Source organism: Aquincola agrisoli (genome assembly GCF_036621135.1).
GTDB lineage: Bacteria > Pseudomonadota > Gammaproteobacteria > Burkholderiales > Burkholderiaceae_C > Aquincola > Aquincola agrisoli.
The window spans coordinates 13,269-38,831 of record NZ_JAZIBG010000049.1; the positions used below are offsets into that span (position 1 = coordinate 13,269).

Below are 25,563 nucleotides of genomic sequence, written 5' to 3' on the forward strand. Positions count from 1 at the left end.
GCCTCTCGGAGGGTGGCGTCCTGCACTCAGGACGCCGGGTGCCCCATCCTCTCGCTGCGCCAGTACACGTCGTCGCCGCCCAGGCCGTCGAGGTTGGCGCGGTTCAGCACCCGCGCCAGCACGAACAGCAGGTCCGACAGGCGGTTGAGGTACTGGCGGGGTTCGGCCCGCACCGCGCCGGCCTCCGCGCCGGCCAGCGCCACCACCGCCCGCTCGGCCCGGCGCGCCACCGAGCGCGCCACATGGGCCAGCGCCGCACTGCGCGTGCCGGCCGGCAGGATGAACTCCTTCAGCCGGGGCAGCGCTGCGTTGTGATGGGCCAGCGCCTCGTCGAGCCGCAGCACGGCCTCGGCCTTGAGCAGCTCGTAGCCGGGGATCGAGAGCTCGCCGCCGAGGTTGAACAGCTCGTGCTGGATCACCACCAGCAGTTCGCGCACGTCGTCGGGCAAGGGCTCGGCGAGCAGCACGCCGAGCTGCGAATTGAGTTCGTCCACATCGCCCAGTGCCTGGATGCGCAGGTGGTCCTTGGGGACGCGCGTGCCGTCTCCGAGGCCGGTGCTGCCGTCGTCGCCGGTGCGGGTCGCGATTTGAGTGAGTCGATGGCCCATGGGCTGCGATCCTAGGGCACGCCGGGGCGCGCAGCGGTTAGATTCGGTGGCGTCGTGGGGTGTGGGGAGGCGGCCGATGGAATCCTTCAAGCGGAGGCGCTGCCTCCAGGTCCTGGGTGCCGCAGGCTGGATCGCCGCGGGTGGCGGGGTGCCCGCCCTGGCCGGGCCGGTCGAAACCATCGCCCAGGCCCGGCCATCGGTGGTGGCGGTGGGCAGCTACCGACCCACCGACAACCCCCGCTTCGGCTTCCGCGGCAGCGGCTTCGTCGTGGACGACGGCCGGCACGTGGTCACCAATGCGCACGTGCTGCCCGAGATCCCGGCCGAGGCCGTCGGGGCCTATGTGGCGGTGCTCGTGCGCCGCCACCGCAGCGACTCGCCCGAACTGCGGCGCGCCACCGTCGTCACCACGCTGCGCGACCGCGACCTGGCCCTGCTGCGCATTGACGGGGAGCCGCTGCCGTCCTTGGCCCTGGCGCAGCCGGAGCAGATCGCCGAAGGCCAGCCGATCGTGCTGATGGGCTTCCCGCTGGGCGGGGCGCTCGGCTTCACGACCGTCAGCCACCGCGGCATGGTCTCGTCGATCACACCGATCGCGGTGCCGGTGGCCAACTCGCGGCAGCTCAACGAGCAGGCCATCGCCCGCCTGCGGCGCGGCAGCTTCGACATCTACCAGCTCGACGCCACGGCCTACCCCGGCAACAGCGGCGGCCCGGTGCTCGATGCGGACACCGGCCGGGTGATCGGCGTCGTCAACATGGTCTTCATCAAGGGCAGCAAGGAAACGGCGCTGACCGACCCCTCCGGCATCACCTACGCGCTGCCCGTGCAACTGGTGAAGGACCTGCTCGCCGCCCCCCGCTGAAACCCCCGCGCCGCGGCCTGGCAGGTGCACTATGCTGGCTGCATGAACGCGCCGCTGCCCAACACCTTCTTCGACGTGGACGCACGTCGCCCCGTGCCGCCCGCCATGCTCGAGGGCTTGAAAGCCCGCTTCGGCGAGCGCTGCTCCACCGCGCGCGCGGTGTGCGAGCAGCACGGGCGGGACGAATCGCCGATCGACGTGCCGCCGCCCGAGGTGGTGGTGTTCTGCGAGAGCAACGACGACGTGGCGGCCGTGGTGCAGCTCGCGCACGCCCATGCGGTGCCGGTGATCCCGTACGGCGTCGGCTCGTCGCTCGAAGGCCACCTGCTGGCCGTGCAGGGCGGGGTGAGCATCGACCTCTCGCGCATGAACCGGGTGCTGCGCATCAACGCCGAAGACCTGACCGTCACCGTGCAGGCCGGCGTGACACGCACGCAGCTCAACCGCGAGATCAAGGACACGGGCCTCTTCTTCCCGATCGACCCCGGCGCCGACGCGTCGATCGGCGGCATGAGCGCCACCCGCGCCAGCGGCACGAACGCGGTGCGCTACGGCACGATGCGCGAGAACGTGCTCGGCCTGACCGTGGTCACCGCCAGCGGCGAGCTGATCCACACCGGCACGCGGGCGCGCAAGTCGAGCGCGGGCTACGACCTCACGCGGCTCTTCGTCGGCAGCGAAGGCACGCTGGGCGTGATGACCGAGATCACGCTGCGCCTGTATCCGCTGCCCGAGGCGGTGAGCGCCGCGATCTGCTCGTTCCCCAGCATCGACGCGGCGGTGCAGACCACCATCCAGGTGATCCAGATGGGTGTGCCCATCGCGCGCTGCGAACTGCTCGACACGAACGCCGTGCGCGCCGTCAACCAGCACGACCGGCTCGCGCTGGCCGAATCGCCGATGCTGCTCATGGAGTTCCACGGCAGCGAGGCCGGCGTGGCCGAGCAGGCGCAGACGGTGCAGGAGATCGCGCGCGACTTCGGCGGCACCGACTTCGACTGGGCCACCACGCCGGAGGCGCGCACCAAGCTCTGGACCGCGCGGCACCACGCCTACTTCGCGGCCATCCAGACGCGGCCGGGCTGCCGGGTCGTCACCTCGGACACCTGCGTGCCGATCTCGCGCCTGGCCGAGAGCATCAACGACTCGGTGGCCGAAGCGGAAGAAGCGGGCCTGCCCTACTTCATCGTCGGCCATGTCGGCGACGGCAACTTCCACCTCGCCTACCTGATCGACCCGGCGGTGCCGGCCGAGCGCGAGACCGCCGAGCGGCTGAACCTGCAGATGGTGGAGCGCGCGTTGCGGCTCGAAGGCACCTGCAGCGGCGAGCACGGCGTGGGGCTGCACAAGATGGGATTCCTCGTCACCGAAGCGGGCAGCGGCGCGGTCGAGCAGATGCGGCTGATCAAGCGGGCGCTCGATCCGCGCAACATCATGAATCCGGGCAAGATCTTCGCGCTCTGACACCGCCGGCCGTGTCGCGCTTCCTGCTCGCCTGGGAGCTGGGCGGCGGCCTGGGGCACAGCACGCCGCTGTCGCAGGTGGCAGCGCCGCTGATCGAACAGGGCCACGAGGTGCACTTCGTGCTGCGAGACCTGTCGACCGTGCACACCGTGTTCGGCGCGATGGCCTCCCACGAGCGCGTGCACTTCTGGCAGGCGCCGCTGTGGCAGTCGCAGCTGCGCGGCGTGCCGGAATCGGCCACCTATGCGGAGCTGCTGTTCCGCGCCGGCTTCCTCGACACACAGCGCCTCGGCGGCCTGGTGCGGGCCTGGCGCACGCTGTTCGATGCGGTGCGCCCCGCCCTGCTGCTGGCCGACCACGCACCCACCGCGATGCTGGCCGCCCGCGGACTGCCCTTCCGGCGCGCTCTGATGGGCACCGGCTTCTTCCTGCCGCTGCAACGCCAGCCCATCCCGCCGTTCCGGGAGTGGGAGCCGATACCGCCCGCGCGTGTGCAGGCGGCCGAGGCGCGTGCGCTGCAGACCTGCAACGAGATCCTGTCGCTGCTCGGCGAGCCGCCGCTGCGCGCGCTGCACGAGCTGCTGGCGGCGGACGAACGTTTCCTGCTCACCTGGCCCGAGGTCGACCACTACGCCGCGCGCGCGTCGGAGCCGGGCGCGGTCTACTGGGGTGCGCTGCCCGGCCCCGCGGCCGGGGCCGCAGCGCCCTGGCCGCCGGGCGAGGGCCATCGGCTGTTCGCCTACCTGAAGGCGGACCATGCGCCCACCGAGGCCGCGCTGCGGCTGTTGGGGGCCGGGCCCTGGCGCACGCTGGCCTACGTGCCCGGCCTCTCGGCCGCCCTGCGCGAGCAGTTGGCGTCGCCGCACCTGGCGTTGTCGGCGGAACCCGTGTCGATGGCCCGGGTGGGCGAGGCGGCCGACGCCGTGCTGTGCAACGCCGGTTCGGGCACCGTGTGCACGGCGCTGCAGGCGGGCAAGCCGGTCGTCATGCTGCCGATGCACGCCGAGCAGCTGCTGTTCGCAAGGCGTGTGCAGGAGGCCGGTGCCGGCGCCTACCTGATGGAGGCCGACGTGCCGGGCCACCTGGCCGACCGACTGCGGCGCGTGCTGCAGGAAGCCACCTTCCACGAGGCCGCCCGGCGGTTCGCCGTGCGCTACGGCGCGCCGGCCCGGCCGTTCGGCGACGTCGCGCAGCGCGTGGCCGCGCGCTGCGTGGCGCTGGCCGGCGCAGCCCCCTGAGGCGCGCGGCGCCGAGGTGAATAGTCGCGGCGTCTGCCGCGCAGCTGCGGGGACAATGCCGGCCGCCGACGGCGGTCCAGGTCGGTGACTACAAACCAAGGGAACATCGATGAAGAAGCATCTTTGGCTGGCCGCGCTCGCGAGCCTGGGCCTGGCCGCCTGCGGCGGGGGCGGCGGGGGCGGCGATGACGACGGGGCGCCTGCCGGCGCCGCGAGCGCGGGCTCCGACGTGTCGTCCACCAACTACACGGCACTCGCCGCACCGGTCGCCCGCACGCTGCTGAGCGTCAACAACGGCTCGGCGATCGGCCTGGTCACCACGCTCGGTGACGACGGCACGGCCCGCGCCGCGGCGGCCACGGCACCGGGCTTTCCGGCAGTGGCATCGCCGGCGCCGTGGGCGGTGTTCGCGCTGCGCCACGTGGCCGGACGCCCGGCGGGGCGTGCGCAGGCCCAAGCCGTCTACAGCTACGGCGAGGCCTGCCCGCTGGGCGGATCGATCAGCGCCACCATCGACGATGTCGACGACAACGATGACCTGAACCGCGGCGACACGGTCACCGCCGGCTTCGACAACTGCGTCGTGGAGCCGGGCCTGCCCGCGGTCCAGGGCACGCTGTCGATGCAGGTGAACAGCGTGCGCTTCAACCGCGACGACGAAATCACCGCACTGGACGTCAACGCCATGCTCACCAACTTCGGGGCCGTGGGCTACGACCGCCTGACCGGCGCGTCGCGGATCCGATTCGAGGACAGCGGCAACGGCATACGGCTTCGCCTCGGCTACGACGGCCTGCGGGCGGTTAACGCGCTGCAGACCGTGGTGTACGACTTCGAGGTCGACACCCTCGTGTCGGCCGGCACCGGCGTATTCACCATCTCCGGCACCATCGGCCTGGACGGCCAGACCTACGTGATCGAGAGCACGCAGGACTTCCGCGCTTCCGATGGCAATCCGCCGCACACCGGCGTGCTGCGCTTGGCCGATGCGGCGGGCGATGCGCTGAAGCTCGTCCCCCGCAGCAGCTCGCTGCTGGACTTCGAGTTCCACCCCGCGGGCGCCACCGCGCCGGCCCACACCACGCCGAACCAGGCGTGGTCGGCGTTCAAGCTGTTCTGAGAAGCGCGCGACCGGCGTCGGCGTCAGTCCGACGCCGGCGGGGGCACGTTCCAGCGCTTGGTGACATCGCCCTTCGCGTTGACGCTCTCGAGGTGAACGCCGAAGCCCCACAGCCGGGCGACGTGCCTCAGCACCTCCTGCGCGCCGTCGTGCAGCGGCCGGTCGTTGTGCTGCGTGTGGCGCAGCGTCAATGAACGGTCGCCGCGCAGGTTGACGTTCCAGACCTGGATGTTGGGCTCGCGCGAACCCAGGTCGTACTGGTGCGACAGCGCCTCGCGCACGCGCCGGTAGCCGGCCTCGTCGTGGATGGCGGACACCTCCAGCTCGCTGTCCTTCTCGTCGTCGACGATCGCGAAGAGCCGGAAGTCGCGCATCATCTTCGGGCTCAGGTACTGGCCGATGAAGCTCTCGTCCTTGAAGTTGCGCATCGCATGGTCGAGGGTGGGCAGCCAGTCGCTGCCGGCGATGTCGGGGAACCAGGCGCGGTCCTCCTCGGTCGGCTCGTCGCAGATGCGCTTCAGGTCGGTGTACATCGCGAAGCCGAGCGCATAGGGGTTGATGCCGCTGTACGCACGGTGCCCCACCGGCGGCTGGTAGATCACGTTGGTGTGCGACTTCAGCCACTCGATCATCACGCCGTCGGTGAGGTAGCCGTCGTCATACATGGTGTTGAGCAGCTTGTGATGCCAGAACGTGGCCCAGCCCTCGTTCATCACCTGCGTCTGCCGCTGCGGGTAGAAGTACTGCGCCACCTTGCGCACGATGCGCACGATCTCGCGCTGCCAGGGCTCGAGCAGCGGCGCGTTCTTCTCGATGAAGTACAGCAGGTTCTCCTGCGGCTCGTCGGGGAAGCGGCGCGACTCGTGCGCCTCCTCGGGCTTGTCGGCCTTGCGCGGCAGCGTGCGCCAGAGGTCGTTGACCTGCTGCTGCGCGTAGGCCTCGCGGTCCTTGCGGGCGCGCAGCTCCTCGGCCAGGCTCTTGCGGCTCGGGCGGCGGTAGCGGTCGACGCCGTGGTTGGCCAGCGCATGGCAGGAGTCGAGGAACTCCTCCACCGTCTCCAGGCCGTGGCGCTCCTCGCATTCGGCCACGTAGTTCTTCGCATAGACGAGGTAGTCGATGATCGACGACGCATCGGTCCACATGCGGAAGAGGTAGTTGCCCTTGAAGAAGCTGTTGTGGCCGTACGCCGCATGCGCGATCACCAGCGCCTGCATCGGCATCGTGTTCTCCTCCATCAGGTAGCTGATGCAGGGATTGCTGTTGATGACGATCTCGTAGGCCAGCCCCATGTGGCCGCGCTTGTAGTTCTTCTCGGTGGAGATGAACTCCTTGCCGTAGCTCCAGTGGCGGTAGTTCACCGGCATACCGACGGAGGCGTAGGCGTCCATCATCTGCTCGGCGGTGATGATCTCGAGCTGGTTGGGGTAGGTATCGAGCCCGTAGCGCTCGGCCGTCTTGCGGATGACGTCGTGGTACTGCTCGATCAGGTCGAACGACCAGTCGCTCGGCGCCGGCAGCGGCTCGGCGGGCCGCTGCGCCAACGGGACCATCTGGCGCAACGGGACACGGGGGGCAAGCACGGCATTCATGGCAGGACCTCGGCTGGGGTGTCGGCGCTGGGTGCGGCGGGCCTCACGCGGCCTCCTGCACACCCTCCTTCTTGAACAGGTCTCGGAAGACGGGGTAGATCTGCGAGGCGTCGGTGGCCTTGCGCATCGCGAAGCGGCGCTGGCTCTGCGCGAGCTGCGAATACTCTTCCCACAGGTTCTGCTCTTCCTCGGCCACCTGCACGTAGGCAAAGTAGCGCACCAGCGGCAGCAGCTTCTCGGCGAGCAGCTCGCGGCAGCGCCCGCTGTCGTGGTGCCAGTTGTCGCCGTCGCTCGCCTGCGCGCCGTAGATGTTCCACTCGCTCGGGTTGTAGCGCGCCTTGATGATCTCTTCCATCAGCACCAGCGCGCTGCTCACCACCGTGCCGCCGGTCTCGGTGGCATGGAAGAAGTTGTGCTCGTCCACCTCCTGCGCCTGCGTGTGGTGGCGGATGAAGACGAGGTCGATCTTCTCGTAGTGCTTGGTGAGGAACAGGTACAGCAGGATGAAGAAGCGCTTGGCCAGGTCCTTGCGCGACTCGTCCATCGAGCCCGACACGTCCATCAGGCAGAACATCACCGCCTTGCTGCTGGGCACCGGCGTGCGCACGCGGTTGCGGAAGCGCAGGTCGATCGGGTCGAGGTAGGGGATGCGGCCGAGCCGCATGCGCAGCTCGACGATCTGCGCCTCGACCTCGAGGATGGCCTGCGCCGCCTTCTCGTCGCCGGGCCTCGCGTCGAGCTTCATCTGCAGCAGCCGCTCTTCCAGTTCGCGCAGCTCGCGCCGCGATTCGGAGCCGATCGCGATGCGGCGGCCGATGGCGCCGCGCATCGAGCGCACCACGTGCAGGTTGTTCGGCGTGCCGTCGCTGGTGAAGCCCGCGCGGTGGCTCTTCCATTCGGGCGTCTCGGCGAGCTGCGTGCGCACGAGGTGGGGCAAGGCCAGGTCTTCGAAGAAGACCTGCATGAACTCTTCCTTGCTCAGCGTGAACACGAAGTCGTCGGTGCCCTCGCCCTGGTCGCTGGCCTGCCCGCTGCCGGAGCCGCCGCCCCCGCCGCCCTTGGGCCGCTCGATGCGGTCGCCGCGCAGGTAGTCCTGGTTGCCGGGATGCACCATCTCGCGCTTGCCCCCCTGGCCGTGGCCGAAGGTGGGTTCGCTGATGTCCTTCTTCGGGATGGTGATGTCCTCGCTGCGCTCGATGTCGCGGATCCCCCGCTGGTCGACCGCACGCCGCACCGCGTCGCGGATCTGCGTCTTGTAGCGGCGCAGGAACCGCTCACGGTTGCCGATGGACTTGTTCTTGCCCGACAGCCTTCGATCGATGATCTGCTGAAGCATGTGCACCACTCCCCTTGGTTGCCCTCTCGCCCGGGTCCGGGCTCAGCTGCTTTTACGCACGCGCAGGTACCACTCGCACAGCAGGCGGACCTGCTTGGGCGTGTAGCCCTTGTCGACCATGCGGGTGACGAAGTCCTCGTGCTTCTTCGCCTCGTCCGCGCTGGCCTTGGCGTTGAAGCTGATGACAGGCAGCAGCTCCTCGGTGTTCGAGAACATCTTCTTCTCGATCACCGTGCGCAGCTTTTCGTAGCTCGTCCATACCGGGTTCTTGCCCTGGTTGTTGGCCCGGGCGCGCAGCACGAAGTTGACGATCTCGTTGCGGAAGTCCTTCGGGTTCGCGATGCCGGCCGGCTTCTCGATCTTCTCCAGCTCCGCGTTCAGCGCGCTGCGGTCGAACACCTCGCCGGTGTCGGTGTCGCGGTACTCGTGGTCCTGGATCCAGTAGTCGGCATAGGTCACGTAGCGGTCGAAGATGTTCTGGCCGTACTCGGAGTAGCTCTCCAGGTAGGCGGTCTGGATCTCCTTGCCGATGAACTCGGCGTAGCGCGTGGCCAGGTGCTCCTTGATGAACGCCAGGTACTTCTGCTCGGTCTCCTGCGGGAACTGCTCGCGCTCGATCTGCTGCTCGAGCACGTACATCAGGTGCACCGGGTTGGCGGCCACTTCGGTGGAGTCGAAGTTGAACACCTTGGAGAGGATCTTGTACGCGAAGCGCGTCGAGATGCCGCTCATGCCTTCGTCGACGCCTGCGTAGTCGCGGTACTCGGCGTAGCTCTTGGCGCGCGGGTCGGTGTCCTTCAGGTTCTCGCCGTCGTAGATCTGCATCTTGCTGAACAGCGACGAGTTCTCGGGCTCCTTCAGCCGCGTGAGGATGGCGAACTGGCTCATCATCTTCAGCGTGCCGGGCGCGCACTTGGCCGCGGCCAGCGACGAGCCCTTGATCAGCTTCTCGTAGATCTTGATCTCTTCCGAGACGCGCAGGCAGTACGGCACCTTGACGATGTAGATGCGGTCGAGGAAGGCCTCGTTGTTCTTGTTGTTGCGGAAGGTCTTCCACTCGCTCTCGTTGCTGTGCGCCAGCACGATGCCGTCGAACGGGATGGCGCCGAAGCCTTCGGTGCCCTTGAAGTTGCCTTCCTGCGTGGCCGTCAGCAGGGGGTGCAGCACCTTGATCGGCGCCTTGAACATCTCGACGAACTCCAGCAGGCCCTGGTTGGCCAGGCACAGGCCGCCGGAGTAGCTGTAGGCGTCGGGGTCGTCCTGCGCATAGGTCTCGAGCTTGCGGATGTCGACCTTGCCCACCAGGCTGGAGATGTCCTGGTTGTTCTCGTCGCCCGGCTCGGTCTTGGCCACGCCGATCTGCTTGAGGATCGACGGATGGCGCTTGACGATCTTGAACTTGCGGATGTCTCCGCCGAACTCCTCGAGCCGCTTGACGGCCCAGGGCGACATGATGCGGTTCAGGTAGCGGTGCGGGATGCCGTATTCCTTCTCGAGGATCGGACCGTCTTCCGCCGCGTCGAACAGGCCGAGCGGCGACTCGTTCACCGGCGACCCCTTGATCGCGTAGAACGGCACCTCCTGCATCAGCTGCTTCAGGCGTTCGGCGATCGAGCTCTTGCCGCCACCCACCGGCCCCAGCAGGTAGAGGATCTGCTTCTTTTCCTCCAGCCCCTGCGCGGCGTGCCGGAAATAGGACACCACTTGCTCGATGGCGTCCTCCATGCCGTAGAACTCGGCAAAGGCCGGATAGACCTTGATGACCTTGTTGGCGAAGAGCCGGGACAGGCGCGGATCGTTGCGCGTGTCGACCGTCTGCGGCTCGCCGATGGCCTTGAGCATTCGCTCTGCCGCAGTGGCATAGGCAAGCGGATTGCGCTTGCATTCGGCCAGGTACTCCTCGAGAGAGAGCTCTTCTTCTCGGGTGCGTTCGTAGCGGGCGGCGAAGCTGCTGATCACGTCCATGCGGACCTCCTTTGTGGGGAAGGCGTCGGCGGGTCGCAACCCCACCGTCGTCTGGGAAGTTCTGATGGAGTCCCGGCTGGACAGGCCCAGGCGCCATCAGAGCTTTCCGGTCACTGGCGTATGTTCTTCGTCAGTTGTCAGCTTCCTCTATGCCGGACAGACACGAAGCCTCGAGAAGAAGGCGCTATGCACGCCTTCTCGCTCGGAGTGCAGCAAGGACCGTGCCCTGCCCCATTCCTTGCGACACCCTATCAGGGTGCTTTGTTCCACACAACGTTCGTGGGCTCCATTCGGCTGACCATGTCGTAGATCTGTTCGGTGATGCGATGTATCCGACTGTGCGCCGAAATCGCGTGGCCTGCACGAGGGATGGTCCCGCCCGCAGACGGGGGAGGGCCCGGCCGTTTGGGCGATGATGCGCGCCTTATGGACGACCCGAATTCCGCCCATTACCTCCAGACCGTGGTCGAACTGGGCGAGAAGCGGCCGGTGACGACGTCGCGGGCCATTTACAACACGCAGGGGCTGAAAGTGCTCGACAAGGGCGTGGCGATCAACGCCCAGCTCTATGCACGGCTGCAGCAGCACCAGTTCGACGCACCGCTGGACGACACCGTCAGCAGCAGCACCACGGTCACCGGGCGGCAACTGCGCGAGGCCGCCACGGCGCTTGGCGCCCAGCTGCCGTTTTTCGCCCGGCTGATGGCCGAGCCCGGGTTGCGCGACCTGCTGCTCGACGGCCTGGAAGCCGTGCCGCTGCCGCCGGCGGTGGCCTTCCAGCTCACGCTGGCCTGCGAGGTGCGGCCCACGCTGTTCGAGCACCTGGTGCGCAGCGCGCTGCTGGCGGCCTGGCTGGGCTACACGCCGCTGGCACCGCGGTTCGACGTGACGATGCTCTGCGCCGCGGGACTGCTGCACGACCTGGGGATGCTGCGCATCGACCCGGTGCTGCTGGCGCCCCGGCAGCAGCTCACCGCGGAACAGCGGCGGCAGCTCTACTCCCATCCCTTGCTGTCGGCCATGTTGCTGGAGCGCCATCACGACTATCCGAGAACCCTGCTGCGCGCCGTGCTGGAGCACCAGGAGTACCTCGACGGCTCCGGCTATCCCCGGGCCCTCGCCGGCGACGCCGTCAGCCCCTGGGGCCGCCTCCTGTCGTTGGCGCAGATGGCCAGCGCGATGTTCGGGTCCGGCGGCGAGGCGCCCGAGCTGCGCCTGTCGGTGGTGCTGCGCATGAATCCGCACCGCTATGACGCCGGCCTCGTCCAACGCCTGACCGGCCTGCTGGACCCCCGGTGGCCGGCAGATGCGTCGTCGCCCGAACGGCTGCCGCGGCCGGCCGAGGTGCTGGCCGACATCGACCGCCTGCTGGCCGACTGGCCCACGGCCGTGCTGCAGGCGCGCGGCATCACGCCGGAGCGGCAGGCACGGCTGGGGCTGGTGGCCGTGCAGTGCGCGCAGCTGCGCCGCACGCTGGCCGATTCGGGGGCCGCGCCGCAGCAGCTGGCGCTGCTGGCCGGGCAGCCGGAAGACGGGCAGCTGCAGCTCGAGCTGTCGCTGATGGCGCGGGAGGCCGCCTGGCAGCTGCGCACGCTGGCCCGCACGACGCGGCGGCGCTGGCAAGCCGAAGCCGACGACATGCCCGGCTCGTCGTATGCAGGCTGGTTGCGTGCATCGGAAGCGGTCTTCCAACCGCTGTTGCACACGCCGGCGGCGGAAGACGATGCTTCAGGAGAAGGTTAGCGCTCGCTGACGCCCAGCTTGTCGAGCAAGCCGTTCAGTTCCTCGAGCGAACCGAACGAGATCGCGATCTCCCCCTGCTCGCCGCGCGCGGTGCGCCGCTGCACCCGGATCTCCACCGCCGCGGTGAGCTTGTCGGCGAGCGCCTCCTCGAGGCGCACGATGTCGCGCGCCTTGTCCTTCTTCACCCGCAGCAACGGGCTTTGCCGGCCACCGGCGCCGCCGGCCGTCCGGGCGACGAGCTTCTCGGCCTCGCGCACCGAGAGCTTGCGCGCCACCACCTCGTTGGCGTTGAGGATCTGCTGGGCCGGCTCGAGCGGCAGCAGCGCCCGCGCATGGCCCATGTCCAGGTCGCCCGCCATCAGCATCTGCTGCACGGGCGGTGCCAGGTTCAGCAGCCGCAGCAGGTTGCTGGCGGCGCTGCGCGAGCGCCCGACGGCTTGCGCGGCGCCTTCGTGCGTGAGCCCGAATTCATCGACCAGGCGCTTGAGGCCCTGCGCCTCTTCCAGCGGGTTGAGGTCCTCGCGCTGGATGTTCTCGATCAGCGCCATCACCGCGGCGGCTTCGTCGGGCACTTCCTTGACGAGCACCGGCACCTCGTCGAGCCCGGCGAGCCTGGCCGCGCGCGAGCGCCGTTCGCCCGCGATGATCTCGAAGCGCGGCAGCGCCCCGCCCTCGCCGTCCGGCTCGTTGACCGGGCGCACCAGGATCGGCTGCATCACGCCTTGCGACTTGATGCTCTCGGCCAGTTCGTAAAGCGAGCCCTCGTCCATCCGCGTGCGCGGCTGGTACTTGCCAGGGCGCAGCTGCCCGAGCTTCAGCGTGCGCGGGGCGCCGTCCGACGCGGCGGGCGCATCGCTCACCTTCGGGCCGAGCAGGGCCTCCAGGCCCAGGCCGAGGCCTTTTTGCTTTTTCGTGACCATCCGCCGATTGTCGGCTACCTGGCGTCTTCCTCCTTGTGCGCCGGCCCCTCCAGCGTCGCGACCAGGCCGCGCAGCAGCGAGATGCCGTCGGGCCAATCGCCCAGGCCGGATGCACCATTGACGTGCCCTGCCTCACCCAGGGACATCGATTGCGCCTCCCAGTCGCTCACGATGGTGCGTGCGGCGCGCTCGTCGCAGAAGGGGTCGTCCTCGCTGTACACCACCAGGGCCGGGAACGGCAGCGGCGTGCGGGTGATCGGGCGCCACGAGTAGAGGTTGGGCGGCATGTCGGCCCGCTCCACGTCGGGCGGTGCGACCAGCAGGGCGCCGGCCACCCGCTGCGGATGTCGGGTGTGCGCCGCCCACGCCGCCACCAGCAGGCAGCCCAGGCTGTGGGCCACGAGCACCGCGGGCTGCGGCGCTTCGAGCAGCACCTCCTCGAGCCGGGCCATCCAGTCGCCCCGGCGGGGCCAGATCCAGTCGTCCTGTTCCACGCGCCGGAAGCCGTGGCGCGCCTCCCACCGGCTCTGCCAATGGTCGGGGCCGGAGTTTTCCCATCCGGGCAGCAGCAGTACACGGTAATCCTGCTTCATGTCCTTGCCTTATCCTTAGGGGCTTCGGATTGTGCGCGAGGGGTTTGCAATGGCGTATCAGGTTTATGTCGATGGGCAGGAAGGGACGACCGGCCTGCGCATCCACGAGTACCTCGCGCAGCGCAGCGATGTGGAGTTGCTGCGCATCGACCCCGACAAGCGCAAGGACCCGGCCGAACGCGCCCGGCTGCTAAACGCCGCCGACGTCGCCTTCCTGTGCCTGCCCGACGCGGCCGCCCGCGAAGCCGCCGCGCTGGTGACCAATCCGAACACCTGCCTGATCGACGCCAGCACCGCGCACCGCACGTCGCCCGACTGGGTCTTCGGCCTGCCCGAACTGGCCGCCGGCCAGCGCGACAAGCTGCGCAAGAGCAAGCGCATCGCCAATCCCGGCTGCCACGCGAGCGCGTTCATCCTGCTGGCCCGGCCGCTGGTGGATGCGGGCCTGCTGCCGGCGGCGCTGCCGGTGTCGGCGACATCGATCACCGGCTATTCCGGCGGCGGCAAGAAGATGATCGAGCAGTACCAGGCCGGCGGCGACGACAAGCTGCTGTCGCCGCGTCCTTACGGCCTGACGCTCTCGCACAAGCACATCCCGGAAATGATGGCCCATACCGGCCTGACGGCGAAGCCGGTGTTCCTGCCGATCGTCGGCAATTTCTACAAAGGCCTGGCCGTCAGCCTGCCGCTGCACTTCGCGCAGCTCGCGTCCGGCACCGACGCGACGAAGATCCACGCCGCGCTGCAAGCGCACTACGCCGGCGAGCGCTTCGTGCGCGTGATGCCGCTGCAGGACCCGGCCACGCTGGAGAGCGGCTTCTTCGACGTGCAGGGCAGCAACGACACCAACGACGTCGACCTGTTCGTGTTCGCGCACGATACACAGGCCGTGCTGATCGCGCGGCTCGACAACCTAGGCAAGGGCGCCAGCGGCGCCGCGGTGCAGTGCATGAACGTGCACCTGGGGGTCGACGAGGCGCTGGGCCTCTGACACCGGGCGGCACTCAGCCCGACCCGCCTCGCACGCGGTAGTGGTATGCGTAGCCGTCGGTGAAGCCGAGGCGGTGGTACACCCGCCGGGCCGGGCCGTTGTCCGCATCGACCTGCAGGTAGGCGGTGCGTGCGCCCTGCGCCCGGGCCGCCGCCAGCAGGCGCGAGCACAGGATCGCCGCCAGGCCGCGCGCGCGGTACGCGGGGTCGGTGAACACGTCGTAGAGGCCCACCAGTTCGGCCTCGCGCGCGTACTGCCCGCAGGCCACCACCGCGCCATCGTCCTCGCGGCGGATCGCCCAGGCGCGGTAGGGCACCGGCGACAGCCGCAGCCGCTCGGCGTGCGCTTCGCGCTGGCCGGCCGGCGACCCCCGCAGCGCGCCCACCGCATGCGCGAAAGCCGCCGAATCCACCGGCGCCCAGCAGAGGCCGTCGGGCAGGGGCAGCGCACGCAGGCTGCCGAGGTCCGGGCTCACCATCACGCGCGTGTCGTCGATGGGCTGAAAGCCGGCCGCGTCGAGCCGGGCATCGAGCGAAGCCGGCTGCGTGAATGGCGTGATGCGCAGCACCATCGGCAGGCCGGCGTCATCGAACACCGCCTGCGCGAGCGCGAGCTTGTCGGCCAGCGGCAGCCGGCCTTCGGCCACCGCGTTGACGCAGCGTGCGCGCTTGGCCTTGCCGGCCGAGAAGCGCACCAGCCAGCCGTCGATCCAGCGCTGCTGCGGCGGGGCGCTGGCGTTGAGCCCGGCGTCTTCGATCCGCGACAGCAGCGTGGAAGGGCTCACCGCAGGCTCGCCACCCGCTGGACCAGTTCCTGGGCGAAGCCCACGTAGGCTTGCGCGCCCTTTGACGACGGATCGAACACCACGCCGGCCTGGCCGTAGCTGGGGGCCTCGGCCAGCCGCACGTTGCGCGGGATCACGGTGTCGAACACCTTGTCCCCGAAGTGGGACTTGAGCTGGTCGCTGACCTGCTGCTGCAGCGTGATGCGCGGGTCGAACATCACCCGCAGCAGGCCGATGACCTGCAGCTCGCGGTTCAGGTTGGCGTGCACCTGCTTGATGGTGTTGACCAGGTCGCTCAGGCCTTCAAGTGCGAAGTATTCGCACTGCATCGGCACCAGCACGCCGTGCGCGCTGCACAGGCCGTTCAGCGTGAGCAGGCTCAAGGAGGGCGGGCAGTCGATCAGCACGAAGTCGTAGTCGCCCTGCACCGCTTTCAGCGCATTGCGCAGCCGCAGGTTGCGGTGCTCGAGCGACACCAGTTCCACCTCGGCGCCCGCGAGCTCGCGGTTGGCGGCCAGCACGTCGTAGCCGCCTTTTTCGCTGCGCTGGCGCGCCTCGGCGATCGTGGCCGATTCGAGCAGCACGTCGTAGACGCTGGCGGGCAGGTTGCGCTTGTCGATGCCCGAGCCCATCGAGGCGTTGCCTTGCGGATCGAGGTCGACCACCAGCACCCGCTGGCCCACCTGCGCGAGGCCGGCAGCCAGGTTGACGGTGGTGGTGGTCTTGCCGACGCCGCCCTTCTGGTTGGCGATGCAAAAGATCCGGCAGGTCATCGGGGCGGGTGGGTTGAAGTCTTTCGGGGGCAGCGGGCGATGGTACATGGAGCACCCGGCGCCACGCGTACGTGGCGCCACCCGCCGAGCGGGTCGCAGGCCGCTTGGGAGCGGCCCGGCGCTGGCCTGCGGATGGAGCACCCGGCGCCACGCGTACGTGGCGCCACCCGCCGAGCGGGTCGCAGGCCGCTTGGGAGCGGCCCGGCGCTAATGGAAATCGCGCGAGGTGGTGGCCAGGCGGCCGAGCCAGGGCGTGACGTCGATCAGGCGCTCGGCCAGCAGGTGCGAGACGCCTTCGGGCGAGATCTGCCATTGGCCGGAGATCGCCAGCAGCCGCGAGCGCAGCAGCGCCGCGCGCTGGGCTTCGCGCACCTGCCGGCGCACGATCACGTTGACGGAGCCGGTCTCGTCCTCCAGCGTCACGAAGATCACGCCCTTGGCCGTGGCGGGCTGCTGGCGCATCGTGACGATGCCGCAGGCCCAGATGGTCGTGCCGTGGTGCGTGCCGGCCAGCTCGCTCGCGGCCTGCCAGCCGCGCCGCGACAGCCGCGGGCGCAGCAGGCTCAAGGGATGGCTGCGCAGCGTGAGGCCGGTGGCCGCGTAGTCGAGCATCACGGCCTCGCCTTCCGGCGCGATCGCCAGCTCGGGCTGCTCATGGGCGGCCTCCTGCACCGGTGCGTCGGCCAGCAGGGCGCGCGGCACGTCCTGGCCGACGGCCGCCCAGAGCTGCTGGCGCCGATGGCCCGCCAGGAGCCGCAGCGCATCGGCCCGCGCCAGGGCCTGCAGTTCGCGCGGCTCGAGCTGTGCGCGCCGCGCGAGATCCGCGGTGTCGGCGAACGGCCGTTCGCGGCGCGCGTCCACGATGCGCTTGGCCGCCGCTTCCGACAACGATGAGACCAGCCGCAGGCCCAGGCGCACGGCGGGCTGCCCGCCCGCGGCCGGCGCATCGCTGCGCGGTTCCAGCGTCGCGTCGTGGTCGCTGCGGCACACGTCGATCGCAAGCACCTCCACGCCATGCCGGCGTGCGTCCTGCACGAGCTGCGCCGGGGGGTAGAAGCCCATCGGCTGCGAGTTCAGCATCGCCGCCAGGAAGATGGCCGGCTCGTGGCATTTGAGCCAGCTGCTGAAGTACGCCAGGATCGCGAAGCTGAACGCATGGCTTTCCGGGAAGCCGTATTCGCCGAAGCCTTTGATCTGCTCGAAGATGGCGGTGGCGAATTCCTCGGGGTAGCCGTTGCGCACCATGCCGCCGACGATGTCCTTCTGGAACTGTTCGATCTGGCCGTTGCGCTTCCAGGCCGCCATCGATCGGCGCAGCTTGTCGGCCTGCCCGGGCGTGAAGCCGGCGGCGATCATGCAGATCTGCATCACCTGCTCCTGGAAGATCGGCACGCCGCAGGTGCGCCGCAGCGCCTCGTCGAGCTGCGGGTATGCGGGCCTGCGTAGCGGCCCCTGGTCGAGTTCGGCGCGCCGCTTCAGGTACGGGTGCACCATGCCGCCCTGGATCGGCCCGGGCCGCACGATGGCCACCTCCACCACCAGGTCGTAGAACTGCCGGGGCCGCAGCCGCGGCAGCATGCTCTGCTGCGCGCGGCTTTCGATCTGGAACACGCCGACCGTGTCGGCCTTGCAGATCATGTCGTAGGTGGCCGGGTCTTCGAGCGGGATGTCGTGGAGCTGCCAGTCCCAGCCGCGCCACTGGTGGACGAAGTGCAGCGCCCGGCGCAACGCCGTCAGCATGCCCAGCGCCAGCACGTCGACCTTCAGCAGGCCAAGCGACTCGAGGTCGTCCTTGTCCCACTGGATGACGCGCCGATCGACCATCGCCGCGTTCTCGATCGGCACCATGCGCGAGAGCTTGTCCTTCGCGATCACGAAGCCGCCGACATGCTGCGACAGGTGGCGCGGAAAGCCGCGCAGCGTGCCCAGCAGCTCGATCCACAAACGCGTGACGGGCGCCTCGATGTCGAGCCCCGCCTCGGCCACCGCGCCGGCCATGCGCTCGGGCGTGTCGAACCACTGGAACGACCGCGCCAGCGCATCGACCTGCGCGGCGTCGATGCCCAGCGCCTTGCCCACGTCGCGCACCGCGCCGCGGGTGCGGTAGGTGGCCAGCGCCGCGGCCAGCGCGGTGCGCTGGGTGCCGTACTTCCTGTAGATGTACTGGATGACCTCTTCGCGCCGCTCGTGCTCGAAGTCGACATCGATGTCGGGCGCCTCGTCGCGCTCCTTCGAGATGAAGCGCTCGAACAGCAGCGTGGTCTGCGTCGGGTCGACGGCGGTGATGCCGAGGCAGTAGCACACCGCCGAGTTGGCGGCCGAGCCGCGGCCCTGGCAGAGGATCTTCTCGCCCCTCGCGAAGCGCACCACATCGTGCACCGTCAGGAAGAAGGCCTCGTACTTCTTGAACTGGATGAGCGCCAGCTCCTTTTCCACCTGCGCACGCACCGAGTGCGGAATGCCGCCAGGCTTCGCACCGTAGCGTTCCGCCAGGCCTGCCAGCGTCAGGGCCCGCAGGTGCTCGGTGGCGGTGAGGCCGGCCGGCACGATCTCCTGCGGATATTCGTAGCCCAGTTCGCCGAGCTCGAACCGGCATTCGCCGGCGATGGCCACGGCCTGCGCCAACCATTCGGGCCGGTAGAGCTGCGCCAGCCGCAGCCGCGAACGCAGGTGCTGCTCGGCGTTGCGCGCGAGCGCGAAGCCGCATTCCGCCACCGGCTTCTTCAGGCGGATGGCGGTCAGCGTGTCTTGCAGGGGCTTGCGCGAACGCACGTGCATCAGCACGTCCCCGCTGGCCACGATGGGCAGGCCGGAGACCTCGGACACCGCCTGCACGCGCTCCATCAGCAGGCTGTCGTCGGCGTGCAGCAGCAGCTCCATCGCGATGTAGGCATGCGTGGCGTTGGCACGCAGCCAGCGGGCCTGGGCCAGCAAGGTTGTATAGGCATCTTCGCGGCGCGGGATCAGCAGCACCGTGCCGTCGGGCCAATGCCGCAGGCCGCGCACATGCGTCGGGTCGGGCGGGTCCGGCGGTTCGAAGTCGCGCACCGTGAGGTGGTAGCTCCCCTTGGCCGCACGCAGCCGGCCGAGGGTGATCAGCTCGCACAGGTCGCCATAACCTTCCCGGTTGCGGGCCAGCATCACCACGCGGCAGCCCGGGGTGCCGCCCTCGCCTTCCAGCTCGAAGCGGCTGCCGATGAGGAGCTTGAGCGGGCTGCCGGCCTCGTCGCGCTGGCGCTTCCACTCCTCGTGCGCCCGCACGACGCCGGCCACCGAGCATTCGTCGGTGATCGCGATGGCGGCGTATCCGAGCTGGGCCGCGCGGGCGACCAGTTCGCCGGGATGCGAGGCGCCGGTGAGGAAGCTGAAGTTGGAGCGGCAGTGCAGCTCGGCGTACGGCGGCACGGCGCGCCGCGGGCCACCGGGCACGCCGGCGCCGGCCGAGGCGCCGGCAGCCGGCTCTTCGGCAGGCCGCGCCAGCGGTGGCGGCGGGCCGTGGTCCTTCGGATGTGCAGGCTCAGGCATGGCGGCCTCCGTCCCTCAGCCAAACAGCCCGTGCAGGTACCAGTGCCACTCGTCGCCCTGCCTCTCACGGTAGACCCAGCGCAGCCGGTGGTCCTTGCCTTCGGCGACGAAGTAGTCGCGGCAGGCGAGTGCCCCGTCGAACCAGCCGGCCTCGATGCGCTCGGCCTTCGTGCGCAGCACCAGCGCACCGCCATGCACCGGCCGGTGGTGCCGCTCGTCCAGCCGCAGCGGTTCGTCCAGCAGCCACGCCGGCCGGGCGCCTTCGCCGGCCGGCCGGCGGCCCGCCGGCTGCACGGGCGCACCACCCTGCGCAGGCACCGAGCCGGCCGCGCGCTCGGGCCGGTGGTCTTCGTGCAGCACCGGACGCAGGACCCGCTCCGGGCCGAGCCGGGCACTCAGGCGATCGATCAGCGCATTGAAGGCCTGCGCATCGGGTTCGGTCGCCGGGGCACCCGCTTCGCCCGAGGTCAGCACCAGGCGTCCCTCATGGCCGGCCAGCGCCACCGATTCGTCGAGCTGCAGCCGCAGGCCGTAGACCGGCCCCGGCCATTCGGTGCGCTGCAGGCGCTCGCGCAGCAGCAGGAGCAGTTGCCCGGCCTCGCGCGTGGGCTGGCCCATCGCCAGACGCACCGCGGTGGGCGCCTGGGCCTGGCGCCCGGTGGTCTCGTGCAGCAGCCACAGCGTGCAGCGGGCAGCGGCCAGCCACTGCCGTGCCAGCCAGCCGGCCAGCGGCTGCACGAGGCGTTGCGCGGCAAACGCCACCATGCCGGCATCGTCGGCGCGGTGCAACAGCTCGCAGCCGATCTCGAATTGCAGGGGCGGCTCGTACCAAGCCTGGGGATCGGGCGCATCGCCATAGGCGCGGTCCAGGGCGTCCAGCAAGGCACCGCCGCCGCGGCGCTGGAGTCCGGTGCGGGGCAAGGCGCGCACCTGCCCCAGCCATGGGCAACCGATGCCTTGCAGCAGCTCCGCCAGGCGGGCAGGCAGTTCGAGCGATTCGATCACCGACCCCGACGGCAGCCCGTCGAGCAGCCCGCGCGCCGCCTCCAGCGTGCGGGCGCGGCCGGGGCGCCCCCCCGCCCCACCGACACGGGCCAGCAGCAGCGCAGCCCCGGCCGTCGGCGCCATCCCGATGCATGCCCGTGCGCCCACCTGCTGCAGCGTGCGGCGCAGGCGCACGGCCAGGCCCCGCAGGCCGCCGAAGAGGCGCAGGGAGCCCGCCACCTCCAGCAGCACCGCATCGCGCTGCAGCACGATGTGCGGCGTGAAGCAGGACAAGGCCATCGCCACCAGCTGCACGAAGGCCGCCTCGCGTGCCGGATCACGCGCCAGCAGCTGCAGCGACGGGCACAACGACAGGGCCGTGGCCGTGCTCATCCCGGGCGCCACCCCCGCGGCATGGGCGACCGCGTTCACCACCCGCAGGCGCTGCCGCTCGACCACCGCCCGCGCCGGACGCTCGGCCCCCTCGGCTGGCGGCGGCGGGGCGCCCAAGGCCTCAAGCGGCAACCAGCGCAGGTGCAGCGCGAGCCACAGCATGCGAAGACTCCCCCGTCGGGACCACCACCCGCCGCGCCGCAGGCAGGATCGCAGGCAGCGACAGCAGGATCGGCCGTGCCATCGCCGGGCCTCGGCGCTTGAACACCTCCACTGCGAGCTGCTCGCCCGGTGCCGGCGCGATCGCCAGCCGCAGCGGCGCCGCGGAAGGCTGGCCGCGTGCACCCGCAGGCCGCAGGGCCCACAGCACGCAGCCACCGTCCTGCGCGGCCAGATGCAGGCGACGCCACACGGGCGGGGCCGCATCGCCCCACCACAACACCGCGGCGCAGCTGCGGGAACGCAGGGCCTGCTCGGCCGCCCACACGGCATCCGTGTCGCTGGACGGCCGGGCCCACACGAGCCCATCGAGGGGCAGCCCCCCCTGCTGCAGCGCCGGGGCATGCGGCTGCAGCGGCGGGGCCACCCACAGGACCGGGCGTACCAGGCCGCGCAGCACGGGTGCCAGCAGGCGCAGCTCGCCGCTGCCAGGTTGGGCCAGCAGCAGCTCCGTCAGCCCCGGTGCCGGCCACCCCCCGCCCGGCAACTCGGCATCCAGGGCCGGATAGCCGGTGGACCACGTCAGGCCGGACGTCGAGGCCATGGTGTCGGCGCGCCACAACCAGGCGGGATCCAGCGCGGGTGACGCCCGGCAAGGCGCTGGCTGCGGCGCACTGGAAGCGGGAAAGCACGAAGGAGCAGCCGGCGCAGCAGCGGAGGACAGCATGGGACCCGAAAGAGGCGGAGAATGACTGTGTATTTATACAGCATCCATCCACGTTCCGAGCCTTGGAAAAGGCTGTTTCTTAGTGCGGCGCCGCCTTCGAAAACACGTTGAGCACGACCACGCCCCCGATGATCAGGCCCATGCCCACGAGCCCCGCCAGATCGATGCGCTGGCCGTAGAACATCCACGCGGCGGCCGTGATCAACACGATGCCCAAGCCGGACCAGATCGCATACGCCACCCCCACCGGCACGCTGCGCAAGGTGATCGACAGGAAGTAGAAAGCCGTGGCATAGCCCACCAGGGTGATGACCGACGGCCACCACCGGCTGAAGCTATCGGAAGCCTTCAAGGCCGTCGTGGCAATCACCTCTGCCACGATGGCGATGCACAGGGCCAGGTAGCCGTTCACGCAGCCCCCTCCCCCGGCGCCATCCACACCAGGCAGCGCTGGGCCGCCAGGCCTGGCACCGCCAGGGGTTCCACCCGCGTGACCTGCACGTCGGGCGGCAACAAAGCCATTTCATCATCCGGAACCCGCCCCTTCATGGCCATCCACACCCCGCCCGCAGCCAGGTGCGGCCGGGTCAGCGTGACGAAATCCAGCAGCGAGGCAAAGGCACGGGACGTGACGAGCCCGAACGGGGGCAGCTGCAGATCCTCGATGCGGCGGTGTTCTGCCTGCAGGTTGCGCAAGCCCAGCTCGGTCGCCACCTGGCGGATGAAGCTGGCCTTCTTGGCCACCGCATCGACGCAGCACACCGTGAGGTCCGGGCGCAGGATGGCGATCACCACGCCGGGCAGGCCGGCGCCGCTGCCCACGTCCAGCACCCGGCGCGCCGCGCTGGCATCCAGCGGGGAAGCGGCCTCGGTCAACCCGCGCGCCAACGGGGCGACCACCGACACGCTGTCGAGCAGGTGCTGGGTCAGCATCTCCTCGGGATCACGGACGGCGGTGAGGTTGTAGACACGGTTCCAGCGGCTGATCAGCGCCTGGTAGCCCAGCAGCTGATCGACGATCCGGGTCGCCATGGGCTCTTCAGTGGGCAGGCAGCCGAGGTCGGCCAAACCTTGCACCAGCCTGGCGCGCAGGCTGGCGGGCGGAAGCGGGGCCGGCATCAGGCGACGCGGCTCGGCGAGCGCTCGGTGTGGACGGCCGGCTCGAAGAAGCCCTTGAAACGGCCCTTCTTCAAATGCACGAGCAACAAGGAAATGGCGGCCGGCGTGATGCCGGAGATGCGCGAAGCCTGACCCAGCGTTTCCGGCCGGTGCTGGGTGAGCTTCTGCCTTACCTCGAAACTCAGCGCAGCCACCTGGGCGTAGTCCAACTCGGAGGGAAGCTTCAGGTTCTCGTAGTGCGCTGCGCGTCCGACCTCTTCGATCTGCTTGTCGATGTAACCCGCGTACTTGATATTGATCTCCACTTGCTCAGTGACGGTGTCTGCCAGCGTATGGCCCAGCTCGGCCCGCAACGTTTCACGTGAAACACCTGCCTCGGGCTTGGCCAGCTGAGCCACTTCCGCCACGGCGTCATACCCGACGGCGGGTCGGCGTAGCAACTCCGCCAAGCTGTATTCATGCTCCAGCGCCTTGCCCACCAGGCGTTCTGCGTCGGCAGCCGCTAGCAGCCCAGGATGCACCCATGTCGACTTCAGCCGCTCTGTTTCACGTGAAACAGCATCGCGTTTGCGCCCAAAGGCGGCCCAGCGAGCGTCGTCGACCAAGCCCATGCTGCGCCCCACCTCGGTCAGGCGGGCATCGGCGTTGTCTTCGCGCAGCTGCAGCCTGAACTCGGCCCGGCTGGTGAACATGCGGTACGGCTCCGTCACACCCTTGGTGATCAGGTCGTCCACCAGCACCCCCAGGTAGGCCTGGTCGCGCCCCGGCAGCCAAGGCGCTTCGCCCTGCACCTGCCGCGCCGCATTGATCCCCGCGAACAGGCCCTGGGCGGCCGCCTCTTCATAGCCGGTGGTGCCGTTGATCTGGCCTGCGAAGAACAAGCCGTGGATGGCTTTCGTCTCGAAGGAGGCCCTCAGCTCGCGCGGATCGAAATAGTCGTACTCGATCGCGTAGCCAGGCCGCAGGATGTGGGCATCTTCCAGGCCCGCCATCGATTGGACGGCCGCCAGCTGGATGTCAAAAGGCAGCGATGTGGAGATGCCGTTCGGATAGAACTCCTGCGTGGTGAGCCCCTCCGGCTCCAGGAAGATTTGGTGTGAGCCCTTGTCGGCGAACCGGTTGATCTTGTCCTCGATGCTCGGGCAGTAACGCGGCCCGACGCCTTCGATCACCCCGGTGAACATCGGGCTGCGGTCGAATCCCGAACGGATGATTTCGTGCGTGCGCTCGTTGGTGTGCGTGATCCAGCAAGGCACCTGGCGGGGATGCATCGCCGCATCGCCCATGAAGCTGAACACGGGCACCGGGTCCAAGTCGCCCGGCTGCTCGGTCAGCCGCCCGAAGTCGATCGATCGGCCATCGATACGGGGTGGCGTGCCCGTCTTCAACCGCCCCTGGGGCAGCTTCAGCTCCTTCAACCGCGCCGACAAGCTCACTGCCGGCGGATCGCCCGCGCGGCCCGCGCTGTAGTTCTGCAACCCCACGTGAATCTTGCCGTCGAGGAAGGTGCCGGCCGTCAGCACGACCGCCTGGGCCCGGAAGCGCACCCCCACCTGCGTGACGGCGCCCACCACGCGGTCGCCCTCCACCATCAGGTCATCCACCGCCTGCTGGAACAGCCAGAGGTGGGGCTGGTTCTCCAGGCGCCGGCGGATGGCCGCCTTGTAGAGCACACGGTCCGCCTGCGCGCGGGTCGCCCGCACGGCCGGCCCCTTGCTGGAGTTGAGGATGCGGAACTGGATGCCCGCCTCGTCCGTGGCAAGGGCCATCGCACCGCCCAGCGCGTCGACCTCCTTGACCAGGTGTCCCTTGCCGATGCCGCCGATGGACGGATTGCAGCTCATCTGCCCCAGCGTCTCGATGTTGTGGGTCAGCAGCAGCGTGGCGCAGCCCATGCGGGCGGCCGCCAGCGCGGCTTCGGTACCGGCGTGGCCGCCGCCGACGACGATGACGTCGAATTCCTTCGGGTGGAGCACAGGCGATCAGGCCGGCGATGACCGGCCTGCCTTCAATGATGGGGATGCCTCAATTTTAGGCGACCACCACCGGGGCGCGGGCATCCTCGCCGCCTTGCCCCTGGCGCCAGCCGACCCGCGCCGCCCAGGCCTGGAACCTCGCTGCCACCGCCGGATCACCCCACCATTTGTCGAAGAAATAGTGGGCCACCATGTTCACCGCAGGCTCCACCAACGTCACCGCGCTGGCCGCCCACACGTTGCCCGTCAACGCATAGGTCACGCTGAAGGCGATGGCGAGGTGGATCACGCCGAACACCGCTGTCTTGGCCATCACCGGCTCCCAATGAGAATCAATCTTGTTCAGGATTCTGGGGCCGGCGAAGCGGCGTGCCAATCGCCATGGCCAATGGCGGCGATAGGCACCGGCATGGACGCAGGGACAATGCCCCTATGGACTGCCGCCCCCATTGCGCCGCGTGCTGCACCGCCCCGTCGATCTCGAGCCCCATCCCTGGCATGCCCGGCGGCAAGCCGGCCGGCGTGCCCTGCATCCAACTCCGGCCCGACCTGTCCTGCGCCATCTTCGGCGACCCCCGGAGGCCGGCGGTTTGCGCGTCGCTGCAGCCGTCCGCCGAGATGTGCGGCGGCTCGCGCGCACAGGCCATGCGCTGGCTCGCCGCGCTGGAACAAGCCACTGCCGCCGGCTGAA

General features: G+C 69.7%; 22 protein-coding genes. 7 read left to right on the forward strand and 15 right to left on the reverse strand.

Annotated elements, in window-relative coordinates; genetic code table 11:
* Nucleotides 1–26 precede the first annotated feature (26 nt).
* Nucleotides 27–608, reverse strand: coding sequence for a cob(I)yrinic acid a,c-diamide adenosyltransferase (locus V4F39_RS22860; protein WP_332292363.1), 582 nt, complete (start codon nucleotides 606–608; stop codon nucleotides 27–29).
* A gap of 76 nt (nucleotides 609–684) precedes the next feature.
* On the opposite strand from V4F39_RS22860, the gene V4F39_RS22865 reads away from it, so the two are divergent.
* From V4F39_RS22865 to V4F39_RS22880, 4 genes are all read left to right on the forward strand, one after another.
* Nucleotides 685–1,473 (forward strand): S1C family serine protease, encoded by a 789-nt coding sequence (locus V4F39_RS22865; protein ID WP_332292365.1) that lies wholly within the window; start codon nucleotides 685–687, stop codon nucleotides 1,471–1,473.
* A gap of 42 nt (nucleotides 1,474–1,515) precedes the next feature.
* Entirely contained in the window at nucleotides 1,516–2,937 is a 1,422-nt protein-coding gene (locus V4F39_RS22870; RefSeq protein ID WP_332292366.1) for an FAD-binding oxidoreductase, read from the forward strand.
* Nucleotides 2,938–2,948: 11 nt separating this feature from the next.
* The gene (locus V4F39_RS22875; RefSeq protein WP_332292367.1) at nucleotides 2,949–4,175 is read left to right on the forward strand and encodes a glycosyltransferase; all 1,227 of its coding nucleotides are present in this window, start codon (nucleotides 2,949–2,951) and stop codon (nucleotides 4,173–4,175) included.
* A gap of 109 nt (nucleotides 4,176–4,284) precedes the next feature.
* Entirely contained in the window at nucleotides 4,285–5,295 is a 1,011-nt protein-coding gene (locus V4F39_RS22880; RefSeq protein ID WP_332292368.1) for a hypothetical protein, read from the forward strand.
* Between the two features lie 23 nt (nucleotides 5,296–5,318).
* On the opposite strand, the gene V4F39_RS22885 is transcribed toward V4F39_RS22880, so the two are convergent.
* Genes V4F39_RS22885 through V4F39_RS22895 form a run of 3 tightly spaced genes read right to left on the reverse strand, consistent with a single transcriptional unit; the run spans nucleotide 5,319 to nucleotide 10,185 of the window.
* A complete protein-coding gene (locus V4F39_RS22885; RefSeq protein ID WP_378235109.1) occupies nucleotides 5,319–6,884 on the reverse strand; it encodes a SpoVR family protein in 1,566 nt (521 codons plus the stop codon).
* Between the two features lie 43 nt (nucleotides 6,885–6,927).
* Entirely contained in the window at nucleotides 6,928–8,220 is a 1,293-nt protein-coding gene (locus tag V4F39_RS22890; protein ID WP_332292370.1) for a YeaH/YhbH family protein, read from the reverse strand.
* Nucleotides 8,221–8,262: 42 nt separating this feature from the next.
* Nucleotides 8,263–10,185, reverse strand: coding sequence for a PrkA family serine protein kinase (locus V4F39_RS22895; RefSeq protein WP_332292371.1), 1,923 nt, complete (start codon nucleotides 10,183–10,185; stop codon nucleotides 8,263–8,265).
* 426 nt (nucleotides 10,186–10,611) lie between these two features.
* On the opposite strand from V4F39_RS22895, the gene V4F39_RS22900 reads away from it, so the two are divergent.
* Nucleotides 10,612–11,928 carry an HD-GYP domain-containing protein gene (locus V4F39_RS22900; protein WP_332292372.1) on the forward strand — a complete coding sequence of 439 codons (1,317 nt, stop codon included), beginning with the start codon at nucleotides 10,612–10,614 and terminating at the stop codon, nucleotides 11,926–11,928.
* Here V4F39_RS22900 and V4F39_RS22905 read toward each other — a convergent pair.
* Together V4F39_RS22905 and V4F39_RS22910 are read right to left on the reverse strand one after the other, a co-directional pair.
* Nucleotides 11,925–12,848, reverse strand: coding sequence for a ParB/RepB/Spo0J family partition protein (locus tag V4F39_RS22905; RefSeq protein ID WP_332292373.1), 924 nt, complete (start codon nucleotides 12,846–12,848; stop codon nucleotides 11,925–11,927). The two genes, V4F39_RS22900 and V4F39_RS22905, sit on opposite strands and share 4 nt — an antisense overlap.
* A 14-nt stretch (nucleotides 12,849–12,862) precedes the next feature.
* Complete coding sequence (locus V4F39_RS22910) at nucleotides 12,863–13,441, reverse strand: RBBP9/YdeN family alpha/beta hydrolase (RefSeq protein WP_332292374.1); 579 nt, start codon at nucleotides 13,439–13,441, stop codon at nucleotides 12,863–12,865.
* Nucleotides 13,442–13,490: 49 nt separating this feature from the next.
* Between V4F39_RS22910 and argC the strand changes: the two genes are divergently transcribed.
* Nucleotides 13,491–14,432, forward strand: coding sequence for an N-acetyl-gamma-glutamyl-phosphate reductase (gene argC, locus V4F39_RS22915; RefSeq protein ID WP_332292375.1), 942 nt, complete (start codon nucleotides 13,491–13,493; stop codon nucleotides 14,430–14,432).
* A 13-nt stretch (nucleotides 14,433–14,445) separates the two neighbouring features.
* On the opposite strand, the gene V4F39_RS22920 is transcribed toward argC, so the two are convergent.
* The 9 genes from V4F39_RS22920 to V4F39_RS22960 all read right to left on the reverse strand — a co-directional run bounded on the left by V4F39_RS22920 (nucleotide 14,446) and on the right by V4F39_RS22960 (nucleotide 25,185).
* Nucleotides 14,446–15,216 carry a GNAT family N-acetyltransferase gene (locus tag V4F39_RS22920; RefSeq protein WP_332292376.1) on the reverse strand — a complete coding sequence of 257 codons (771 nt, stop codon included), beginning with the start codon at nucleotides 15,214–15,216 and terminating at the stop codon, nucleotides 14,446–14,448.
* Complete coding sequence (locus tag V4F39_RS22925; RefSeq protein WP_332292377.1) at nucleotides 15,213–15,989, reverse strand: ParA family protein; 777 nt, start codon at nucleotides 15,987–15,989, stop codon at nucleotides 15,213–15,215. Before V4F39_RS22925 ends, V4F39_RS22920 begins: the two co-directional genes overlap by 4 nt.
* A gap of 207 nt (nucleotides 15,990–16,196) precedes the next feature.
* Nucleotides 16,197–19,514, reverse strand: a complete 3,318-nt coding sequence (locus V4F39_RS22930) for an error-prone DNA polymerase (protein WP_332292378.1) — start codon at nucleotides 19,512–19,514, stop codon at nucleotides 16,197–16,199.
* 15 nt (nucleotides 19,515–19,529) lie between these two features.
* On the reverse strand, nucleotides 19,530–21,053 hold the full coding sequence (locus V4F39_RS22935) for a Y-family DNA polymerase (RefSeq protein ID WP_332292379.1): 1,524 nt from the start codon (nucleotides 21,051–21,053) through the stop codon (nucleotides 19,530–19,532).
* Entirely contained in the window at nucleotides 21,013–21,777 is a 765-nt protein-coding gene (gene imuA / locus V4F39_RS22940) for a translesion DNA synthesis-associated protein ImuA (RefSeq protein WP_332292380.1), read from the reverse strand. Before imuA ends, V4F39_RS22935 begins: the two co-directional genes overlap by 41 nt.
* 79 nt (nucleotides 21,778–21,856) lie before the next feature.
* Nucleotides 21,857–22,189 carry an SMR family transporter gene (locus V4F39_RS22945; protein WP_332292381.1) on the reverse strand — a complete coding sequence of 111 codons (333 nt, stop codon included), beginning with the start codon at nucleotides 22,187–22,189 and terminating at the stop codon, nucleotides 21,857–21,859.
* Nucleotides 22,186–22,809 (reverse strand): 16S rRNA (guanine(527)-N(7))-methyltransferase RsmG, encoded by a 624-nt coding sequence (gene rsmG, locus V4F39_RS22950; RefSeq protein ID WP_332292524.1) that lies wholly within the window; start codon nucleotides 22,807–22,809, stop codon nucleotides 22,186–22,188. Before rsmG ends, V4F39_RS22945 begins: the two co-directional genes overlap by 4 nt.
* Before the next feature lie 86 nt (nucleotides 22,810–22,895).
* Nucleotides 22,896–24,872, reverse strand: coding sequence for a tRNA uridine-5-carboxymethylaminomethyl(34) synthesis enzyme MnmG (gene mnmG, locus V4F39_RS22955; protein WP_332292382.1), 1,977 nt, complete (start codon nucleotides 24,870–24,872; stop codon nucleotides 22,896–22,898).
* A gap of 55 nt (nucleotides 24,873–24,927) precedes the next feature.
* Nucleotides 24,928–25,185, reverse strand: a complete 258-nt coding sequence (locus tag V4F39_RS22960; protein ID WP_332292383.1) for a DUF2061 domain-containing protein — start codon at nucleotides 25,183–25,185, stop codon at nucleotides 24,928–24,930.
* Between the two features lie 119 nt (nucleotides 25,186–25,304).
* On the opposite strand from V4F39_RS22960, the gene V4F39_RS22965 reads away from it, so the two are divergent.
* On the forward strand, nucleotides 25,305–25,562 hold the full coding sequence (locus tag V4F39_RS22965) for a YkgJ family cysteine cluster protein (RefSeq protein WP_332292384.1): 258 nt from the start codon (nucleotides 25,305–25,307) through the stop codon (nucleotides 25,560–25,562).
* The last annotated feature ends 1 nt before the right edge of the window (nucleotide 25,563 follow it).

Coding starts and splice junctions, on each gene's coding strand:
- V4F39_RS22935 (WP_332292379.1), bottom strand. CDS start 21,053: ATGCTGTGGCTCGCGCTGCACCTGCGCTGGTTGCCGCTTGAGGCCTTG.
- V4F39_RS22930 (WP_332292378.1), bottom strand. CDS start 19,514: ATGCCTGAGCCTGCACATCCGAAGGACCACGGCCCGCCGCCACCGCTG.
- V4F39_RS22860 (WP_332292363.1), bottom strand. CDS start 608: ATGGGCCATCGACTCACTCAAATCGCGACCCGCACCGGCGACGACGGC.
- V4F39_RS22965 (WP_332292384.1), top strand. CDS start 25,305: ATGGACTGCCGCCCCCATTGCGCCGCGTGCTGCACCGCCCCGTCGATC.
- V4F39_RS22890 (WP_332292370.1), bottom strand. CDS start 8,220: ATGCTTCAGCAGATCATCGATCGAAGGCTGTCGGGCAAGAACAAGTCC.
- V4F39_RS22895 (WP_332292371.1), bottom strand. CDS start 10,185: ATGGACGTGATCAGCAGCTTCGCCGCCCGCTACGAACGCACCCGAGAA.
- V4F39_RS22865 (WP_332292365.1), top strand. CDS start 685: ATGGAATCCTTCAAGCGGAGGCGCTGCCTCCAGGTCCTGGGTGCCGCA.
- V4F39_RS22910 (WP_332292374.1), bottom strand. CDS start 13,441: ATGAAGCAGGATTACCGTGTACTGCTGCTGCCCGGATGGGAAAACTCC.
- V4F39_RS22880 (WP_332292368.1), top strand. CDS start 4,285: ATGAAGAAGCATCTTTGGCTGGCCGCGCTCGCGAGCCTGGGCCTGGCC.
- V4F39_RS22900 (WP_332292372.1), top strand. CDS start 10,612: ATGGACGACCCGAATTCCGCCCATTACCTCCAGACCGTGGTCGAACTG.
- V4F39_RS22960 (WP_332292383.1), bottom strand. CDS start 25,185: ATGGCCAAGACAGCGGTGTTCGGCGTGATCCACCTCGCCATCGCCTTC.
- V4F39_RS22905 (WP_332292373.1), bottom strand. CDS start 12,848: ATGGTCACGAAAAAGCAAAAAGGCCTCGGCCTGGGCCTGGAGGCCCTG.
- V4F39_RS22870 (WP_332292366.1), top strand. CDS start 1,516: ATGAACGCGCCGCTGCCCAACACCTTCTTCGACGTGGACGCACGTCGC.
- rsmG (WP_332292524.1), bottom strand. CDS start 22,809: ATGGCGACCCGGATCGTCGATCAGCTGCTGGGCTACCAGGCGCTGATC.
- imuA (WP_332292380.1), bottom strand. CDS start 21,777: ATGCTGTCCTCCGCTGCTGCGCCGGCTGCTCCTTCGTGCTTTCCCGCT.
- V4F39_RS22925 (WP_332292377.1), bottom strand. CDS start 15,989: ATGACCTGCCGGATCTTTTGCATCGCCAACCAGAAGGGCGGCGTCGGC.
- argC (WP_332292375.1), top strand. CDS start 13,491: ATGGCGTATCAGGTTTATGTCGATGGGCAGGAAGGGACGACCGGCCTG.
- V4F39_RS22885 (WP_378235109.1), bottom strand. CDS start 6,884: ATGAATGCCGTGCTTGCCCCCCGTGTCCCGTTGCGCCAGATGGTCCCG.